Raw genomic sequence first — 20,977 nt, 5'->3', positions numbered from 1 at the left:
TATAATGTAATCGATTTCAATAAAAGATAATAACTAAAATAAAGGAGCGCAAAACATGAAAGTTTTAGTTGTCGGTGGTGCGGGTTATATCGGCTCACACGCTGTACGCGAATTAGTTAAAGAAGGCAATGATGTTGTTGTCTTAGATGCTTTATATACTGGTCACAGAAAGGCTGTAGATTCTAAGGCTAAGTTTTACCAAGGCGATATTGAAGATACTTTTTTGGTAAGCAAAATTTTACGTGATGAAAAGATTGATGCTGTAATGCACTTTGCAGCATATTCATTAGTTCCAGAGTCAGTTAAAAAGCCACTTAAGTACTATGACAATAACGTTACTGGCATGATTTCATTATTACAAGCTATGAATGACGCTGGTGTTAAATACTTAGTCTTCTCTTCAAGTGCTGCAACTTATGGTATTCCTAAGAAATTGCCAATCACCGAAGACACCCCACTTGATCCAATCAACCCATATGGTGAAACCAAGATGATGATGGAAAAGATCATGGCTTGGGCTGATAAAGCTGATGGTATTAAGTACACTGCTCTTCGCTACTTCAACGTTGCTGGTGCTGCAAGTGATGGCACAATCGGTGAAGATCACGCACCAGAAACACACTTGATTCCAAATATTTTGAAGAGTGCAATTTCTGGGGATGGTAAGTTTACTATCTTTGGTGATGACTATGACACTAAGGACGGTACCAACGTTCGTGACTACGTTCAAGTTGAAGATTTAATTGATGCTCATATTTTGGCACTGAAACATATGATGGAGACTAATAAGTCAGATGTCTTTAACTTGGGTACTGCTCAAGGTTACTCCAACCTTGAAATTTTGAACGCTGCTAAAAAAGTAACAGGGATTGATATTCCTTACACAATGGGTCCACGTCGTGGCGGTGACCCTGACTCTTTGGTTGCTGATTCAACCAAAGCAAGAACTATTTTGGGCTGGAAGCCAAAGCATGAAAGTGTTGATGACGTTATCGCAACTGCTTGGAACTGGCACAAGAGTCACCCAAAGGGCTACGAAGACAAGTAAAGTATAATAAAGATTTCTATAAAAACTAATCGTTTTTCAAACTATTTTCTACATCTATTATCTAAAAAAATGACGCTGGTTCGATCAATTAGCGTCATTTTTGATTTCTTGCTATATTTTTTACTTATTTTTTCAAAATAAAAAACAGGTACAACGTACCCGTTTCTTCAATTCCACATGTATTATTTAAGCAAGTATTGCAATCCCGCGGCCAAAATACCGCCGGCAATCGGTCCGACCATTGGCACCCAAGCGTAACTCCAATTAGCCGACGACTTATTAGGAATAGGTAAAACTGTATATGCTAATCTTGGCGACCAATCACGAGCAGGATTCAATGCGAATCCAGTAGTTCCGCCAAGAGCTTGACCGACAACCATGATCAATAGACCAACCGCAATCGGCTTTAATCCTTTATCAAAATCACCTAAGTTAAGTAACGCAAAAACAAAGATAAAAGTTGCTATCGTTTCACTTAAGAAATTAAATAAATTGTTCTTAATCGCTGGTGCAGTAGCAAAAATCCCAACATTGTTTCCTGCTTCTGATGTTTTAGTTGCCTTAAAATGAGGATAAAACTGAATTGCTACTAAAGCTGCACCGACAAAGGCACCTAAAAATTGACCCAGCAAGTATGGTCCAACTTCGCTCCATGGGAAAAAGCCAAAAATAGCAAAGCCAATGGTAACCGCGGGATTCAAGTGCCCCTGTGAACCAAGACTGGCAGCAACATAAACACCGAATGTAACGGCCATGCCCCAAGCAATAGTTACATAAAGCCAGCTAGCGCCTTTAGCATACGATTTTTGCAAATTAATTGCAGCACCACAACCAGTGCCCAAAACAATTAAGACTAAAGTTCCAAAGAACTCTCCTATGAATCCTGACATAATGCCCTCTTTCTATTAATCTTTAATAATCAGCGGTTTAAGTTGCTTTTCAATATCGTCTAAGCCTACGCCTGCTTGAATAAGTGATGCAGCTGTATAAGCTCCCTCAATAAAAGCAGCATCATAGAGATGAACCTTTTTATCAGTCATTTCCATTGCCATCTCAAGGTTCATTTTCGCACTGCCTAAATCGTAAAAAGCTAGAATTTCATCGGCAGAATTTTCATTAAATGCCGTCATAATCTTTTCCATGCTAGTGCCAATATCATTGTCGTTTTTACCACCTGCGGCAGTAATCGGCACATCCTTTGCTACTTGATTAAGCAATTTAGGTAATCCGTTAGCAATGTCTGGTACATGAGAAACCAAAGTTATACCTAAGCTCATAGCAAGCCCTCCGTCTCAAGCATTGCTTCAAAAAGATACCCGCTTGATTGAGAACCAGGATCAATGTGTCCCTTAGACCGTTCACCTAAATATGACGCTCTACCTTTTTTAGCAATCATATCCTTAGTAGCCTCAACAGCATCTTTGATTTTTTCCTCAGTTAAATTACCACTCTTAACCTCTGGTACTAAAGTGTTCCAGACGTCAACCATGGTCTTATCACCTGGCTTAGCGCCACCACGCATTTCAATTCCAGCTAGTGCAGCATCAAGCAACTCACCAATATCGTTAGTCGAAGCACTCTTCTTGGCCATTTCCAGAAAAGCCGTTCCATACAACGGGCCAGATGCACCACCAACTGTTGAAATTAACGCCATGGCAATCGTCTTAAAACCAGAAGTTAAATCAGCTGGTTTAGTAGCTAATTTTTCTTTAACTGCAGTCATCCCGCGATCCATATTAAAGCCATGATCTCCATCACCAATTGGCGTATCAAGATCACTTAAATATTGTTTATTTGTATTAACCTTGTCAGCGAACTTATTCATCCAAATAGTTAGTGTATCAGTAGTTAATGCCATTGTTTTTCCTTTCTACCAAGCAATTGTTTTAACTGGATAATTCAAATAATCTAGCCATTTATCATCCTGAATTTCAAAAAGCGTAAGTGAAATACCGCCCATATCAATTGAAGTCATATAATTACCGACCTTCATAAAACTAGGTTCAATATCAAAAGTTTCTAATTTATTTAAGACATCGTTTGAGAAAATATATTGTTCCATTAATGGAGTAGCACCCATGCCGTTAATTAAACAAGCGTATTTCTTGCTACTATCAAGATGCATTTCATCGTTCAATTTACCAATTAATTCATCAACTAATTCTTTTGAAGGCTTAATTTTTTCACGACGATAGCCCGGCTCACTATGAATGCCAACACCATACTCAATTTCATCCTCTTTCAGGATAAAGCCGGGTTTACCAACTTCTGGATTAGTTGCTGCAGAAAGAGCTACAGCAATTGTCTTGATATTTGGTAAAACCTTTTTAGCTAAAGCATCAATCTCATCAAGACTAGCTCCCTGTTCAGCAGCTGCACCAAGAATCTTATGCATGAAAATCGTTCCAGCTACTCCACGTCTTCCTTGAGTATAAAGGCTATTTTCAACAGCAATATCGTCATCAACTACGATTGACTTAACAGGAATATTATCCATACTTGCTAAATCCTTAGCCATGTCAAAGTTCATGACATCACCTGAATAATTTTTAACAACCATGAAAACGCCCTTACCCTGATTAACGGCTTTAATGGCTGCATATATTTGATCTGGCGTAGGTGAAGTAAAGACCTGACCGCAAACAGCTGCACTGAGCATCCCATCACCGACAAAACCAGCATGAGTGGGTTCATGACCTGATCCGCCACCACTGATAATTCCGACTTTATCTTTCATTGATGCCTTGTCTGCGCGAACGACAGCTTCAGTTCCTTCGATTTTTTCAATATATTGAGGATAGGATCTAGTCATTCCATCAACCATTTCTGGCACCACGTCGTGTGGATCATTAATAATTTTTTTCATCAAGTTTCCTTCTTTCTATGTTTAGATTTTTAATCTACTTTTACAGAAATCGCTTACATAAATATTATAACTAAATTCTTTTCATTAGTTTAGTTTCTCGCTTATGTGCTAATATGTTATTCTCCAAAAAATGTACTTTGAAATCGTTAAGCTTATTCGTCATAGACAGAAGAAAATTCAAAACAAACTACAAGCACAAAAATAGTCAAGCATTGCAAAATTACAATACTTGACTATTTATCTGTATTTCTAACTCACTACAGTTTTTCGTAACTTAGCTTTTTTAGTAACAGTATTAGCCACTTTTACAAATTGACCATCAGCTAATTTGTAATATAACCTACCCTTGATTACATATTTATCTGCATTGTTCAATGCACTAATCCATTGATTCTTCTTAAGTAAAACTTTCTTGCCATGCTTTTTGACAACATTACCTTTTTGATCGTAAACATAAGCATTGTGAGTCAGCTTTAGTCTCTTAGGTGCTTGAAGAACAGTATTAGCCGTTTTAACAAAAGTATTGTTGCCTACTCTATAAAACTTAACACCATTGATAAGTGTTACTTTGGCATCATCCAATGCAACGATTGTCTGTCCTTTTTTGAGCAAGCTCTTAGCATTCTCAACATCAGTCAAAACAACTTCACCATTTTGATCATAAAGATATGCATTATGCAATAATTTAAATGATTTACCTACTAAGGTATCAACTGTTTTTGTTTCAGTAACTCCATCTGCGTCACTCATGCTAGTATCAACTACCACATCTGTATTGTTTGTAGGTGCAACATAGTTAGGATCAAAATGCACAGTTAGCTTCTTGGTGACGGTATTTCCAGCCTGATCTACTACATTAACAGTAAAGATATGAGTAGTCGGTTGATCATTATCATCATTAAGATTTTCAACTTGCTCAAATTCATGATCGCCATATGGATTTGTCAACTCTGTATCAGTATTCAAACCTTCTAAACGATTATAACCTGAGTTTAAGAATTCACGATAAATGTTATTACCATTAACGTAGAGTCTATAACCATCCAAGTTATCATTTACCTTACCTGATAAAACAAATTTAGGATTATTAGTCCAAAGCTCAAGTTCATTACCATTAACTTGGTTGACTTCAAGAGTTGGTTTTACTGTGTCTAAGATAAGATTTAATGTACCACGAACAGTTTGACCGTCCTTCGTCCTATAAAGATAAGCAATTGGACGTTGACCAGTACTATTTGCAGTCACGGCAAAGCTAAACTTACCATTTTGATCTAGTTTAACTTGATTTGCAGGGTCATTTTCATTGGAACTATCACTCAAGACAGTTAAGCTAGTTACATTATCGTCTACATTACCAGTTACCGTAAACTTCATTGTAGTGGGATCATAGTAACCCTTTAATACTGCGTTTTGACCAAAACGAGTAGTATCATTATCATTCATATAATCAAAATGAATGTTTGGATTAGGAGCTGTTCTAGTCGTCAAATCAGATGGGGCATGTCCTGGATATGCTCCTGGACCAAATGCATCCACATTTGCTGCCTCGTCTTTTACTTCAACACCTAACTGATCACGGTTAGTATAAACTGGACGATCAGCTGCATCTACTTCATAGTAAACACCCAGGTGATTTGAACTTGCTACGCCTCTTTGACTAGTTTCTTGCTTATCATTGTAAGATGGTCCATTAACAACAGTCCAACCAGTTAATAATGCACGCTTGCCACCATTAATTGAAGTATGTACATGGAATGTAGCTACCCCATCATTAACTTCACCTGTATATAATTCACCTGTAAAGTAATCTTTAGCAAAAGCTTGGACATTTTCACCTTTAGGTACAGCAGCTTGAACAACTACATCATCTTTTCGATTAGTTTCAACAGAGTTGATTGAAACACCAAAGTTACCTGCAAAAGTGTCAGTAACTTGCCAATTAAAGAATGCTTTTGGAGTTACAGTTGAGAAATTCTTTAACACATTTTTACCAGTAGCATCAGTGCTAAATACCAAGTTAGTTGAATTGACATCAACAGGAACAGAATACTGACCATTTTGAACCTGAACTAATTTACCATTCAAATAGAAATCTTGATTTGCTCCACCAATTAACGTGTAAGTCTTAGTATCATTATTGTAACTAGTAGAATTTTGATCAAATGCTAATCCATTAGTAGCATTCCAAACACTGACTGCAGGTTCATTAATATCTTTTCCTGCTACATCAACACTGTAAACTGCAGTATTATCAGCCACATCACTCAAGGCAACACTTACCTTATTTTCAGCGTTTGATAACGCAGCAACCGCATTCTTGTCCAAAGTAAAACTGAAATGTCCTTTTGTCTTTTCAGCATTATCAAAAGCCGACTGGCTATCACTAAGTTTATAGCCGAAGACTTTATCGTTAACTGTAACTGTCGCATATGAATAATTAGTAAAGCCAGCCCCAGTATCTTGGTATTCACCGCTTAAAGTATTCGTGGCTTCATCATATTTCACATTAGACAATGTTGGTGCAACAGTATCAATTACTACAGGGAAATCTGCAGTTTGCACTTGATGAGGTCCTTCATTCCAAAGTGTAGCTACTAATCTATAAGTATAATTACCATCTTTAGCAACTTCCATTTGACCAGTTTTACTATTATATACCTTGCCGTCCCATTCAAACGCATCAGGATTATCTCTCATTGAAACTGATAAGCTTGTATCTTTAGTTACTCCGTTTTCATCATAAGACTTATCTACACCTTGCACATCTGCAACAACTCTTACGACATTACCTTGAGCGTCAAGGACCACAGCTTTTAAATCCTTAACATTTTGTTTCAAATAAGTATATGGTTTAAGAAGATCACTCTTATTATCGTTATTTGGTGAGAAGGCTACCTTTCCGCTTTCATACAATTTTGCAACTTCTTGCCAGTTGTAATCGCCTTCTACATTAACAAGTTGCTTTAATGATTCTTGATCAGCAACACCACGAGGATAGTTTTGCTCATTAACGAATCGATTTCCCTGGATGTCGGAGTGTGCTTCATTAGCATTTTGATCAAAAACATTTTCACTGGTTAAGTCACCATAGTAAGCTAAATATGGTACTGAAACTGTAGATTTATCATTAGTATTGGTGAATCTTAAAAACCCTTCTACTAATTGATTGTTGTTTAAGCCATTTAGATTTAAAGAATACGTAACCTGTTTAGTTTCTTTAGGAGCTAAACTAAATGAATTTTCACCATAAACACGTGCACCCGCTAATTGAACATCATGATAAACTCCAGTATTGCTATCCCTTTGTTCAGTATATCCACCACCAAAGTCATCAAAAGTATAAACTTGTTCTTGGTCCGTTAGATTATGGAAAGTTAAAGTAAATGGCGTGTTTTCTTTAACTTGATGAAGTGAGACTGAACTTGTTCCATCATCAGCAATTACATAAACTGGATTCGAAGTCGCAGCACCAACATCGATTTGTCCGGCACCCTGTCTACGTGGAGAAACAGGTGTAGTATACCCATTTTGCGTTTGAGGTTTAGCACTGTTCATTAAAAGAGCTTTAGTAGCAGCAACCCAATGTCATTAAGTTAAGACATTGACAACTGAGACTAACCTTTTAAAGCACTGATTTAACATTTGATTTGTTAAATTGGTGTTTTTTTGTACGACAAATAAGGCTTAGAACAGATTTTATATTTTAAGCTACGCGATATAAATAATATACAGCTGATTTAGGTTTAATATTTCTTTTATCTTTTCGTCCTGGTCTGATCGGAATTGTGTAATGGCTGACTTGAATCAAAATTCTTTCAAAAGTCTCAGATAAAGAAGAATTAAGATACATGCTTTGAATAATAAAGCATGATTGCTTAAAGTTGATGGCATATTGGTGCTTGCAATGCCTTTGTGGAATATAGGCTTGAGCATCTATTTGGCTGATTGCGTTAAACATGATCATATGAGCATAAATTTCCATCTCAATAAATTTATCTTGCTTAGAATGAAACTCCACGCTGCCTAAAGAATACTTAAGTTTCTTGAAGGAGGTCTCAATACCCCAACGCAAATGATAAAGCTCTTTAATTCTGTGTAGCGGGTAATTTTTCCGATCAAGATTAGTCAGAACAACTTCCCACACTTCTTTATCTGATTTGGAATCATTAATTTTAAATTTACAAGCACGAAATTTTATTGTACAGAACGTGCTAAAATCCCAGTTTAAATCCTGGGTGTTTTTAGAACGATACTTAATATATTGGTGATAATGATGCTGGACATGATGAAGATTTTCACTATCTTTATGCGTAATGTAGTAGTAATTAGAAGTAGTTACTTTACAAGAAATATCAGTATCGCACTCCTGATCTGGCAGTGCAGCTACTTCTCTAATTCCGCCGCAACTCGCTTTGGTTCGAATAACATAATGACAATTTGGTAGACGATTACAGTTTTCAACCATATTAAAACTCGTATAACCACGATCCATCGTTACGATATATGGACCGCAATTCAATTTTTCAAGCATTTGTACAGCGGCTTTACGTTCATCCATCTCTGATTTGGGCTGAAAAACACAATCTTGATAAGTGTTATCTAACAAATCATACAAGGCATTAACATGAATCTGACAATAGGGTTTGTTTTTATGAGTTGAAGATTGAACAATATTCTTTGACTTAGGATTCCATATCTGGTTAAAATCTGAACCATCAACGGCAAATAAGCGATATTTATGATCAAGAAGTTGAATATTAAATAGATCTTGATTAAAAACAGTCAAAATATGCTTAAAACAAGCGGGAGAAAGTTGACTTTTGCGTTGAACGTAAGCGGAAGTACTAACCACTTTGGCATTGCTTTTAGCTGCCTTTTTGCCAAACGCTCTAAATAATTCGCTGGTTAGATTTTGACCTTGCATATTAATCGTAGTTTTAAGAACTGTAGCTGCATCTAAAGTGCGTTTTCTGGTAAAAGCATGTGAATTATCGATAAAATCATGAATATGTTCCCCAGTATTATTGATAATCTGATCAAGACGCTCTAAAATATTCTTATGAAGGGCTTTCATAATTAACACCAACTTTCTGGTAATAATTTTGAAGGTTTAAAATTTTAATGAGCAGGCGAAAAGGCAGGTCTTTTCGCCTTTATTTTTGCAAAAAAAAGAACCGAATCCAAATGATTCGATTCATAAAAAGTCTAGCTTCATTTGTCAATGCCTTAACTTAATGACATTGAGCAGCAACCAACTGCGCTCCTTTTAATTCAGGATTAGTTTTCTTTAGCCGTTGCATTACCAGTGCAGCACTTGCTGCTGCGAATGGACCAGCCATTGAGGTTCCACTCATTGTTTGGTAATTATTATTGTTGACGATAGAAACAACTTGATACCCTGGAGCAGCCAAATCAGGTTTTAAAGTAAAGTCTTGTACCGGTCCCCAAGATGAAAATCCAGCCATGTCACTATCTTTACCAGTAGCTGAAGTCTCTGCAGCAACTGTTAATGCATTTTTAGAAGCACCAGGATTGGCCACTGTACTTGAATTAAGTGGTTCATAATTACCATCTGCACTTCCAGATTCATAACTTTCTACAGAAGTCACATTACTTGTATTATCAACTGAACCTGAATGACCATTATTTGATGCAGAAATTGAAACAAACACACCATGATCAATTGCATATTGAACAGCTTTTTGTTCAATATTAGTTAATTGCTGATCTGCAACACCTTGACCAAGGGACATTTGAATTACATCCGCACCTAAATTAGTAGCATCGTAAATAGCCTTAGCAACATCATCAGTTTTTTCATCTGAGAACTGACCGAAAACACGCAATTGCATCAATTGAGCTTCTGGAGCAACACCGACAACGTATTCTTTATTACCATCTGGTTTTCCATCAGCAGCAATGATACCTGAAACGTGTTGACCGTGAGGAGAATCATTTGAGTTAGTGTCATCAGAAGTAATGTAATCATTGTCTCTATCAGCATAGTTATAAACATATGGGAACTTTTCATTTACGTACTTCCCATACCCCTGCTGTTCAATCTTTTTTTGAATATCATCCTTTGAAAGCTTAGGATTTTCAGGCATTGTTTGAAAATCCTTATGGCTTGGATCAGCTCCTGAGTCAATAACAGCTACGACAGTACCTTGACCTTTATATCCCTGGTCCCATGCAGATTGAACATTTCCTTTAACATGATCAGCCTGATTGGCCGGTGCTTGTACTTGATTATTATTTTCCGGTGTATTGTTCTGATCAGTTGTATTAGTTTCTTGATTACTTTGTTGAGATGAATTAGCCTGCACTGTAACATTTTGTTCAGTATCATGGCTATTAGCTGTATCTCCAGCTTGCGTCTTATTCTCTGTTGTGTTTTGATTTTGTGCTGTTACCTGTACTTCAGAGTTAACATCTGAAGTTGCAGCATTAGCAGTATTACTAGTTAATAAAACGGTAGATCCAGAAGCAAGAGCAATCATGGCAGCAGCTACCCACTTCTTGCGAACACTAATAATCGTATCGGCCTTCTTTTGTGTTTCTAAAGCTGCCAATCGATCCACTGATTTAAATAAAAACGACAGATCTTTATGATCATTTGGATTTGTTAAATTGCTCATACTTGCATCCCCTATCTAATTTTGTAAGTTTTATTAAATCTCGTTAAAGAAATTTAATAAATAATATCATCTATTTTTTATATAAGCAATATTTATTTTATATTTTTTTAATTTTACTAAAATAACAAAAAAGCCAACAATCAACAATGTCATTAAATTGTTGATTTATTGACTTTTCTAAAATGCTTTTATTAATACTGTTTATAGAAATGACTTAAATTAAATAAAATATTTATTTCTTTGAAATATCTTTTTGTAATTTAGCCAACTTAGCTCTATATTGTGCAGGTTTAACTTTATGATCATAGACACCGCTAAGAAGTGGAGCTGATTCATTCCAGAATGTCGTAATTTGTGGCATCTTTGGCATAATTACTGAATAACCAGGCTTTGACATAGTCATAACAGCATCAGCGACTTTATCATTTTTAACGGCTGCTGTAGCTTGTGCAGCCTTATTTACAGGAGTCTCACCTGTCTTAGTGTGTACAATCAATTGTTGTTCTTTGCTAGTTAAAAATTCAGCTAATGCATTAGCTGCTTTAACATTCTTTGTATGAGAGTTGACACCAAAACAACCAATTCCTAAGAATGCCTGCATTTGCTTCTTGTGTCCATTAATAGTAATTGTTGGATATGGAGCAACTGCAAAATTCTTTCCTAGAATCTTTCTAACATTTTGTGCGTCCCATGGCCCATCTAAGATGGCTTGCGCATGATTAAGTTTTAACTGGTTCAATGCATTAGTGGTTTGCATTACGCCTTTATTATTCTTTTGTTCTGCAACCCACTTCAAACCATTAACACCATTTTGGCTATCCATTGTTGAACCTTTTAGGTCTTCACCACTGTCACCAAACAGCTTTGTACCTGCTGAAAACATTACTGGCCAAATGTTATACGCATTAGAGAAATCAGTTGCAACTACTCCTTTTTTTGTTAAAGTATCCCAATCTTTAACATCTGAAGCTGATAATTTTGACTTGTTGTAATACAAGAATTGCACATCTGCAGTGTATGGATAGCCATACAACTTACCTTTCCATTGAGATGCCTTATATGCTACAGCAGTATCATTCTTCTTAATGTTTGCTACATCTTTAGGAGATAATGGGTTAATGTATCCTGCATCAGCCATGGATCCTAACTGATCGTTTGGAACAGCGAATACATCGGCAGCCTTAGTTGGATCCTTACCAACATCAGTTTTAGCGTTTGCCGTACCATTAGGACTTTGAGCAACTTTAACTTTATATTGCGGATACTTCTTTTCAAATTGTTTAACTGAAGTCTTATACCAAGGAACATAATCAGTAGCAACCCACAGCGTAATAGGCTTCTTATTATCATTGGATAAAGTTGAATTACTATTATCGTTGCTACATGCACCTAAAGTTAACCCAGCTAAAACAACTGAACTACACATCAACACTTTTTTCCATAATTTCATGATTTATTCTCCCATTAGCTTTTCAGCTTTTACAAATGAAACAGGTAGTATTTTTTTGTAGTTATTACCTATTTCTTCCCCTTTAATTTTTCGAATAAGAACGGACACTGCTTCTTTAACAATATCCTCAATTGGCTGTTGAATACTATCTACTTTTATTCTTGATTCTTTAGACCCCCTTGCTCCATCAAAACCAATAATTTCGATTTCTTTTAGCAAATCAGGCTGAATCACACCTATTGCTTCTTTAGCAACCAGAGCGTATTCATCGGTCACGGCAAAAATACCATCATACTGCTTAGAAGTTAGTTTTTGTTTTAAGAACTCCACAATCTCTTGCCGATATGTATCTTTAAGCGAAGCAGAAAACTCATCTACTTTAACTTTTTTACCCCGCATGTATTCCTTAAATGCTTTTGCTCTAATATCTGTTGCATTATAATGATGCACATCTCGTCTAATTAAAAGGATATTTTTCTTTTTCATTTCAATAAGTTTTTTTGCTGCTAATCTACCACCTGCTTTATTGTCACTGCTTATTAATGGCACCTCCGGTGCGACAAATCGCTCTATAGATACCAAGTTCAGTTTCTTTTTAAAATCTATAAAATTATAAAGATCAGAATAAGACATAGTAATTACACCTGCCACCTGATTCAAAGCAGCCATTTGTAAAATATCTTTTTCTTCTTCGGGACTACTATGTGAATTCTCCAAAATCATCTTATAGCCAAACCGACCGAGATGTTTTTGCATATAAAAAATCATTTCAGAAAAGAATGGCGTCCAATTAGTTGGAACAATAAATACAACCTCAGTATTTATCGATGTCCTTAATTCTTTAGCCTGTAAGTTAGGTACATATCCTAACTCATCAATAGCCTTTTGAATTTTTAATCTATTTTCTTCTTTTACTTTTTGACCGTTAATATAATTAGAAACTGTGCCTCTTCCTACTTCAGCGAGTTTAGCCACATCATTCATAGTAGGTTTTCTACTCATGATATGCCTCTCTGGAATATGCTAATTCACTTAAACTGTTTCTTAGATTCTCATCATTAATGTTGTTTAACATATTGATAAAATTAGCGTATTGATATTTATCTGAAGAAAATGCTAAGTAAAGCTTCTGTTTCAGCTCAAAACTAGTTTGTGCCGTTTGAAGTCTTCGATACGCTTCTTTAATTACATCTGACTTTTGATAATTAATTATTTTTTGATGAATCTGTCTGTTTTCAGGGATAATATCTGTTGGATCATCAACATTAATCGTTAAAATACGAGTTTGATTATTCCATTCAAATGTTGTTTTAGCTACTTTATTTTTTATATGCTCAACTAGACAATAACTACTATTCTTACCTGGAAAGATTTCAACATCTAATGTTTCAGGTAATTTGTCAATATCTTCCATATAGTCAGGATTAGTTACAATCAAGCTTCCTTTCTTAACAAAAACAGGGAGTTGACTACAATCTCGATAAGTTTTAATAGTTGTATCACCCTTATACAAAAGATGGTTGAAGTAATCTACCCATTCTCCTTTAGGTAACCAGGTAGTACTGTAAGCCTCTTGTGTCGCCTTATCATGTGGCCTAGTTACTGGCGACACTAACATTTCTGATCCAAATAAATATTCATTTTTATTTTCATACGCTTCATCCGACTCTGGATAGTCATAATAAAGTGGCTTTACAATTGGAATACCATTTTCATGAGTTTGATAATTAGCAGTATCAATATACGGAACTAGCTTAGAACGTAAACGAAGGAATTTTTCTTGATATTTTTCATAATCCATTCTAAAGTTCCATGGCTCTTTACCAGAGAATAAATTATTTGAAGAATGAAGTCTTGTTATTGGACTAAATACCCCGAATTGTAACCATCTAGTAGTTAGCTCACCATCAGATTCACCCATCATATGACCACCAATATCATGACTCCACCACGTGTAGCCAATGTTTGAAGCTGTAGAAGTAAAATATGGCTGAAAGGCTAATGATTTCCAAGAAATAACTGTATCTCCTGAAAATCCTAGTGGATATCTGTGAGATCCTACACCAGCGTATCGACTTAAAATAATTGCCTCATCCGGCTTGCGCTTAGCAATATCCTCAAATTGATAGTGATTAAGTAACCACAAAGGATCTAACTTCTTATCAGATAAGCTATAGCCTTGTTGCCAATCAATCCACCAAAAGTCAATTCCTTCATTTTCTAGTGGGTGTAATACATCTTTGAAGTAAGCTCCTCTAAACTGTTTGTTTTCTAGATCAAAAGCAGCAGGTTCTTCCGATTCAGTATCCAAATTCATGTCTTTAGCAACCACTGGGTATTGATCTTCAAAAGCTCTAATGCCATCAGCCGGATGAATATTTAATCCAATGTGCTTATTATGTTGATGAAGCCAACTTAAAAACTTAATATGATCCGGAAACAGATTTTTGTTCCAAGTAAAACCAGTCCATGGTGAACCATATTTAGCAGGAACGTCATCTTCCCTATGCCAATCAGTATCAATAACTGATACACTAATTGGAATCTTCTTTTGTTCAAATGTTTCTACTAATTTTTTGTACTCTTCCTGAGTATACGGATGATATCTGCTCCACCAATTTCCTAATGCGAATCTTGGAATTAAAGGCGTTTTACCAGTTAACTCATAAAAATCTTGAAGTTCTTCCTGATATGCATGCCCATAAGTAAATAGGTATCCATCTACTGAATCATTGCTTCTTGGATAATACTTATCGTTCTTCTTATCATAAATAAACGAACTAGAATCATCGAAATAGCTATATCCATCCTTAGACATAATCCCATTCTCTAAAGGAATCTCACCATCTGCTCTATCCAAAGTTCTAGCAGTTCCCTTTAGGTTGTTAGTACCTTCTGCATTCTCAGTACCAAAATGCCATCTGCTTACATGTAATGCTTGTGATACTTTGATATCTGCATATAAAGTATCAGGAGCGAATGTGCCACCATCATAATACAAATGAAAAGCATCAGTTATGATCTCAACAATGTGATTATTATGATTTTTTAATATCTCTGCATTAACCTTTTTAAAATTTCTATGTAATACAGCCGTTGTAGGGTGATCTTCAAATATACCACTATTATCTTGTTCGATTCTTATTAATGAATCAGTAATAACTGTAAAGCGATATGTGTCTCCTTTAATAATTTTATTCATAATCATTCCTCATTTTTGTAATCGCTTTCTTAAACAACTAATTACATTGTAATTGGAACGTTCCAAATAGTCAAATAAAAATGTATTTATTTTTACACGAATCATTTTATAGTTTCGCCGCTCAATTTATAATTAAAAAATAAAATGCCCACTTGTTCGCACGAACAAAAGTTTATATAATATAAATGTGCGTACGTTAGTTCGTGCAGTTTACTAAAGGCGGACGGTATTATGTATGATTTCAAGTACGAACCTCATCGTATTATTTTTATGATTGATAACAAAAGCTTTTTCGCATCATGCGAAGCCCTACGATTAGGCCTTAATCCTATGAAAGCTTGCCTAGTGGTTATTTCAAGACAGCCAGATGCTCCCTGGGGATCAGGCTTGATTATGGCTGCTTCTCCTCTAGCTAAGAAAAAATATAACCTACACAATGTCATGAGAGCTAGAAACTTACCCTCTAAAAAAGAAGCACCAGACTTAATGCTAGTTGATCCACATATGAATCTTTATATCAAACGCAGCATGCAGGTACTCGATATTTTTCGTAAATATGCAGCTGATGAAGATATTCATATGTACTCAATCGACGAAGGCATGATTGATATGACAACCTCTTGGAAACTATTTGGTAATGATCCATATAATGTTGCTCATAAAATTCAAAAAGATATTCACGATACTCTAGGGCTTTATACAACTTGTGGTATTGGTGAAAATCCCTTATTAGCTAAACTTGCCATGGACAATGAGGCTAAGCACAATAAATCTATGGTTGCCTTCTGGCATTACATCGATGTTCCAGATACGATCTGGCGTATTCCAAAATTAGAAGACGTTTGGGGCATTAATACTCGCACTGCTAATCATTTACGTAGAATTGGCATTAATAATGTCTACCAACTGGCGCACACTGATCCAGCCATTCTCAAGAAAGAATTTGGTATTATTGGTGAGCAGCTATTTGCGGAAAGCTGGGGCGTTGATCGCAGTATTATCAGTCATAAGTATCACCCAAAAACTAAAAGCTATGGCAACTCACAGGTTTTACAAAGGGACTATTCTCAGCAACGAGAAATCGAAATTGTCATTCGAGAAATCGGCGAACAAGTTGGAGCTAGAATTCGAGCACATAATTTGTGTGCAGGCAAGGTCAGTCTTTATATTGGCTTCTCCCTTTCAGAACTAGATTATGATAATGATCACGATGGTTTTAATGTTCAAAGAAAAATCACTCCAACTAATGTTAATCATGAACTTGTACAAACTTTACTAGCTATTTTTAGAAAAAATTGGCGAGGTGAAGCTGTACGCTGTATTGGCGTTAGCTATAGCGAGCTCGTTCCCGACCACAGTATGCAGTTAAATATCCTGGAAGATCCAGAACTACAGATCAAAAGATACAAGCTTGACCATGTAGTAGACAAATTGCGTAAAAAGTACGGCTTTTCCGCAGTAGTTAAAGCATCCAGTCTATCCAAAGGTGCAACAGCTATCCAGCGTAGCAAATTAGTTGGTGGACATAATGGTGGTAATGCTTATGAATAAAAATGCATTCGACCAAAAACTAGATGAGTTCTTTCGTAATTATCAGGATTCTGGCATGAAGAAATGGTCTGGTTTCTTTTTGAGTGATCATACTGTAAAAATTAGCAAGAGCAATATTGAAAGAAATACTAATTATTTTAAAAAGTCTGAAATGACTGTCGATAAAATTAGTGAAATTCTGCTAGATTCCTTTTGTAATCATAGACTGATCTCACTTCAACTAAAAGACCTAGATGAAAATGGTAATTTATCACCTGATATTAAAGGCTTTGTGGAAGGTTATTACGATCAAGAAACAATTATTGTATCAGGATCTAAGTTGCCTTTGGAAGCAATAAATCATGTGCAAATTATTAGCTAAAATATTAGTAAACCAAAAACCAGCATAGGTTAACTTACCTACACTGGCTTTCTTAGTTGATCGATATTGCGATGTGACTTTACTACTGCATCGTAGTTAGAATTTTTCTTAATTTGTCTTTTAGTTTTCTTTCCAACCTAAATCTTCAAGCATGTTGGTCATGTCTTCAACACTAACAGTCTTTACGTTAAATCTTAATTCAGTTTCAGTAATTAATTTACTCATCTGCCGATATAATAGTGCCTTTTTTCTAGCAAAAACATTTTAAAATAACTCAATTAGAAATTAAAACCAACATAAAATAATGCTTATTCAAAATAGAAGTATATTTTATTATTTCCTTAATACCTCTCCAACAATTTTACCCGAATCTTTATAAACACCTTGAACTTCTGGCTCAAAACCAGGGAAAGTAGCTGCCGCGCTAAGTAAAATTTTGAAATAATCAATATCAATTTGTTGCCATTTTTCTCCTGGTGCCACGATAAAGACACCTGGTGGGTATGGTAATGCACCTTCTAGCGCTATTCTTCCCTTTAAGTTATCAAGCTCTACTAATTGACTTTTATTTTCATTAAAGTCGAAATCAGCTTGGCCAGGCTTCATTACATAATCTTGAAAGGTTGTCTTAAGAAACAAATCTCTTTCAAGCTCAAAGATATGATTCTGCTTATAATATTGATGCATTTCCTGACAAAGCTGGTAAAGAGTATATCCTTTATAGCGATCAGGAAATTTCTTAACTAATTGTGGCATCACTTCAGATAATGCTTGTTTATCCAAATAAGCATGCTCAAACCTCATTAATGCATCAAATAAAGTCTCCATATCAACATTACTTTCTCCAGGAGTAATTAAATAAAGTGTTGAATATATATCAGATTTTTCTGGAATAATATGTTCTTCGTGAAGATAATTTTCAAGAATAACCCCTGGAATCCCTTCTTCAGCATATTCTTCACCACTTAAATCAATACCTGGATTAAGAACTGTTAATTTTAACGGGCTCAAAACTACTTCATTATCGTCGATTTTATTAAATCCATGCCAATCATCAGAAGGACTTAATTTCCAGGCTTGCTTATCATGCATTAACACTTCTGTAGAAATATCTTGCCATTTTTTACCATTAATTTTTAAAGGCACTAACGGTCTAAAAAGCTTACTTTCCTTTAGCAATCTTTTTCTAAATTTAATTGAAAGTTTAACTGTATCGTCCCACCAAGATTTGCAAGCTGGTGAATTTGCCATCTTCGCATTTACAACTAAGGAAGAATAAATTGGATAAGAATAACTTGTGGTTACATATTTAAGATATGCATGATTGAAGTGCTTATGGTCAACATAACGCTTCTGCCCTTTCAAATGACCATCCTTTTTAAGAATTTGAGAAGCTTGAGCAATTCCAGCTTGCTGTTTATGAATAGATTGCGTTACTAGAATACCTGGATCATCTGGACCGTAAGACAGTTGTAATGGTGACAAATCGCGCAAAACATCTACAAATTGTTCATAACCTCCCCAAGCACAATCAAAAAGAATATAATCACAAAGCCTACCCAATTTTTCAATTAAGTACTTTGCATTGTAAAATACGCCATCGTATGTTTCCAACTGTAATACTGCCATTCTAAATGGACGTTTGACTTTAGCTCGATCAGGATCAACTTTAGCAATTTCTTCTCTAATTTTATTTTCGTTTAAACTTTCTTTAGTCAATGGTCCAATTAATCCATCAGCATTTCTATCAGTAGGTAAATAAACAGGTTTAGCACCTGTCATAATTAATGCACTGTTGTATAAGCTTTTATGATTATTACGATCAAACAGAACGAGATCATTATTTTTCAATACAGCAGTTGCACAGATAGTATTTGCACTGGTTGTCCCATTAGTGCAAAAGTAAACCTTATCAGCATTGTACGCTTTTGCGGCTTCTTCCTCTGCTTTTAATGGTCCACCCTCATGAGTCATCATATCTCCCAGTTCAAATACACTATCAGAAACATCTGCTCTAAACAAGTTATGACCAAAGAATTCTTTCATCACCGCTCCAGCTGGATGACGATCATAGAAATGACCATTATGATGTCCTGGTGTACTTAAAATCAAATCGTCCTGATCAGCAAACTTAGTTAAGTCTCTAAGAAATTCAGGAATTACATTTGTTTCATACTGACTCGCTTTTTGATCAATTTCCTTTATCATATCTTGATTATCTTCGAGACTGTAAAATAGTTTGTGTAAGGATGAATGATTCCTTAAATTTATTTCTTTAAACATTAGAAAAAGGAGTTCCTTTCTCGTATGATTGGTTTGAACAAAAAAACACATACAGAAAGAAGAACTCCTTCATGAATGATTTTACCAAAGATTTTGCTCAAGCTCTATTCAATCCAGACAAAATAAATGATTTATTGCGCAAAGAGCTACAACAGGCTGTTAATAACTTGCTAGAAGCTGAGTTGACTGCCTTTCTAGGCTATGATCCCTATGCCAGAAATGGCTGGAATACTGGCAATTCTAGAAATGGTGCTTATTTCCGCAAGGTTGATACCCAGTTTGGACCAATTGAAGTGCAAGTGCCTCGAGACCGCAACGGTCAGTTTCATCAGCACACGCTGCCTGACTACAAGCAGCACTCTGATGTTTTGGAAAGCACGATTATCAAGCTATACTCCAAAGGCGTAACTACCAGAGAAATCGCTGACTTGATTGAGAAAATGTATGGCAGTCATTATAGTCCAGCTCAAGTATCAAATATTTCCAAGCAGATGCTCCCCAAGATTGAGGCTTATCACAAGCGCAAGCTAAGCGACAAGTTTTTCTGTGTCTATTTGGATGCGACATACCTTCCTTTGCGCCGAGAAACGTTTGAGCGTGAAGCAGTATATATTGCCATTGGCATTAAACCTAATGGACATAAGGAAGTCATTGACTACTGCATTGCTCCTAGTGAGAACATTGAAGTTTGGACAGAGATGCTTCAAAACATGAAGTCCAGAGGCTTGAAGCAAGTTGAGCTTTTTCTTTCTGATGGTGTTGTTGGCATGAAAACAGCCTTGGCCAGGACTTATCCTAAAGCTCATTTTCAACGCTGCCTGGTTCATGTCATGCGCAATATCTGCGCTAAAGTACGCGTCGACGATCGTGAAAAGATCATGAACGAATTCAAGCAGATACATCAACAGACAAGCAAAAAAGAAGCTGCAGCTGTCTTGCACAAATTCTATGCCAAATGGAATAAAGCTTATAGCCATGTCATCAAAGGTTTGAAGGAAATTGAGCCCGATCTGCTAGTCTTCTACAATTATCCCAAACAAATCAGAGCTTCAATTTATTCAACCAATATGATTGAATCCTTTAACAACGTCATCAAGCGTAAAGCTAAGCCTAAGGCAGAATTTCCAACTGAACAGTCGCTTGATGCATTTATTGGCATCCAGGCAATGAGCTACAATGACCGTTATTTCAATCGAATTCATAAAGGCTTTGGTCAGGTTCAGGACACCTTAGAATCCTACTTTGATTAAATAAATAATTAAAAAATCAATTTACGAGAAAGATCTATTTACACAAAAGATTTGACAGTTTCTTATCTTCCCAAATAATCAAAGGTAAATCTAACTTTAATTGTTTAGCAAATACTTTTTGCATACCCACTCCACGGCTATCCTTTTTTCGGACAACAACTGCGGCTAAATATGCACCATTTAGATTCTCTTTTAATTCAATAGTTGGCCAATTTTTCGGCAAATATGGCAACAAATCTTTTCGAGCAGCTATTCTTAGATAATGCATTTTACCCTCCATAAAATATTAATGATACCTTTATTATAGATAATTTTTGCGTAATAATAA

General features: G+C 35.7%; 13 protein-coding genes and 3 pseudogenes. 4 read left to right on the top strand and 12 right to left on the bottom strand.

Annotation, left to right across the window (positions count from 1 at the left end; genetic code table 11):
* Positions 1 to 55 precede the first annotated feature (55 nt).
* Positions 56 to 1,048, top strand: a complete 993-nt coding sequence (gene galE / locus J6L97_RS03555; protein ID WP_057726839.1) for a UDP-glucose 4-epimerase GalE — start codon at positions 56 to 58, stop codon at positions 1,046 to 1,048.
* 182 nt (positions 1,049 to 1,230) lie between these two features.
* Here galE and J6L97_RS03550 read toward each other — a convergent pair whose 3' ends face one another.
* From J6L97_RS03550 to J6L97_RS03505, 10 genes and pseudogenes are all read right to left on the bottom strand, one after another.
* Entirely contained in the window at positions 1,231 to 1,938 is a 708-nt protein-coding gene (locus J6L97_RS03550; RefSeq protein ID WP_054832919.1) for an MIP/aquaporin family protein, read from the bottom strand.
* A 15-nt stretch (positions 1,939 to 1,953) separates the two neighbouring features.
* Positions 1,954 to 2,325 (bottom strand): dihydroxyacetone kinase phosphoryl donor subunit DhaM, encoded by a 372-nt coding sequence (dhaM, locus tag J6L97_RS03545; RefSeq protein WP_054832920.1) that lies wholly within the window; start codon positions 2,323 to 2,325, stop codon positions 1,954 to 1,956.
* Positions 2,322 to 2,906: a dihydroxyacetone kinase subunit DhaL gene (gene dhaL / locus J6L97_RS03540; RefSeq protein ID WP_057726838.1), complete on the bottom strand. Its 585-nt coding sequence runs from the start codon at positions 2,904 to 2,906 to the stop codon at positions 2,322 to 2,324. The genes dhaM and dhaL overlap by 4 nt, the downstream gene beginning before the upstream one ends.
* Before the next feature lie 12 nt (positions 2,907 to 2,918).
* Positions 2,919 to 3,914 (bottom strand): dihydroxyacetone kinase subunit DhaK, encoded by a 996-nt coding sequence (dhaK, locus tag J6L97_RS03535; RefSeq protein ID WP_057726837.1) that lies wholly within the window; start codon positions 3,912 to 3,914, stop codon positions 2,919 to 2,921.
* Between the two features lie 249 nt (positions 3,915 to 4,163).
* A pseudogene (locus tag J6L97_RS03530) lies at positions 4,164 to 7,493 on the bottom strand (SLAP domain-containing protein); the annotation flags it as partial.
* 124 nt (positions 7,494 to 7,617) lie between these two features.
* Positions 7,618 to 8,988, bottom strand: coding sequence for an IS4 family transposase (locus J6L97_RS03525; protein WP_054833091.1), 1,371 nt, complete (start codon positions 8,986 to 8,988; stop codon positions 7,618 to 7,620).
* A 169-nt stretch (positions 8,989 to 9,157) separates the two neighbouring features.
* Positions 9,158 to 10,552, bottom strand: a pseudogene (locus J6L97_RS03520) (S8 family serine peptidase); the annotation flags it as partial.
* Positions 10,553 to 10,784: 232 nt separating this feature from the next.
* Complete coding sequence (locus tag J6L97_RS03515) at positions 10,785 to 12,002, bottom strand: extracellular solute-binding protein (protein WP_013086622.1); 1,218 nt, start codon at positions 12,000 to 12,002, stop codon at positions 10,785 to 10,787.
* Between the two features lie 3 nt (positions 12,003 to 12,005).
* Positions 12,006 to 13,004, bottom strand: coding sequence for a LacI family DNA-binding transcriptional regulator (locus J6L97_RS03510; RefSeq protein WP_057726959.1), 999 nt, complete (start codon positions 13,002 to 13,004; stop codon positions 12,006 to 12,008).
* Positions 12,997 to 15,204: a glycoside hydrolase family 31 protein gene (locus J6L97_RS03505; protein ID WP_057726960.1), complete on the bottom strand. Its 2,208-nt coding sequence runs from the start codon at positions 15,202 to 15,204 to the stop codon at positions 12,997 to 12,999. Before J6L97_RS03505 ends, J6L97_RS03510 begins: the two co-directional genes overlap by 8 nt.
* Positions 15,205 to 15,435: 231 nt before the next feature.
* On the opposite strand from J6L97_RS03505, the gene J6L97_RS03500 reads away from it, so the two are divergent.
* A complete protein-coding gene (locus tag J6L97_RS03500; protein ID WP_057726961.1) occupies positions 15,436 to 16,755 on the top strand; it encodes a Y-family DNA polymerase in 1,320 nt (439 codons plus the stop codon).
* Positions 16,748 to 17,116: a hypothetical protein gene (locus J6L97_RS03495; RefSeq protein WP_054833006.1), complete on the top strand. Its 369-nt coding sequence runs from the start codon at positions 16,748 to 16,750 to the stop codon at positions 17,114 to 17,116. The genes J6L97_RS03500 and J6L97_RS03495 overlap by 8 nt, the downstream gene beginning before the upstream one ends.
* Before the next feature lie 333 nt (positions 17,117 to 17,449).
* On the opposite strand, the pseudogene J6L97_RS03490 reads toward J6L97_RS03495, so the two are convergent.
* Positions 17,450 to 19,330 (bottom strand): annotated as a pseudogene (locus J6L97_RS03490) (putative ornithine decarboxylase); the annotation flags it as partial.
* Positions 19,331 to 19,470: 140 nt separating this feature from the next.
* Between J6L97_RS03490 and J6L97_RS03485 the strand changes: the two are divergent.
* Entirely contained in the window at positions 19,471 to 20,649 is a 1,179-nt protein-coding gene (locus J6L97_RS03485; RefSeq protein ID WP_005728142.1) for an IS256 family transposase, read from the top strand.
* A 34-nt stretch (positions 20,650 to 20,683) separates the two neighbouring features.
* Here J6L97_RS03485 and J6L97_RS03480 read toward each other — a convergent pair whose 3' ends face one another.
* Entirely contained in the window at positions 20,684 to 20,917 is a 234-nt protein-coding gene (locus J6L97_RS03480; protein WP_057726890.1) for a hypothetical protein, read from the bottom strand.
* Positions 20,918 to 20,977: the final 60 nt, after the last annotated feature.

The organism is Lactobacillus crispatus (assembly GCF_018987235.1).
GTDB classification, from domain to species: domain Bacteria; phylum Bacillota; class Bacilli; order Lactobacillales; family Lactobacillaceae; genus Lactobacillus; species Lactobacillus crispatus.
This window is presented reverse-complemented; position numbering and strand designations above follow the sequence as displayed.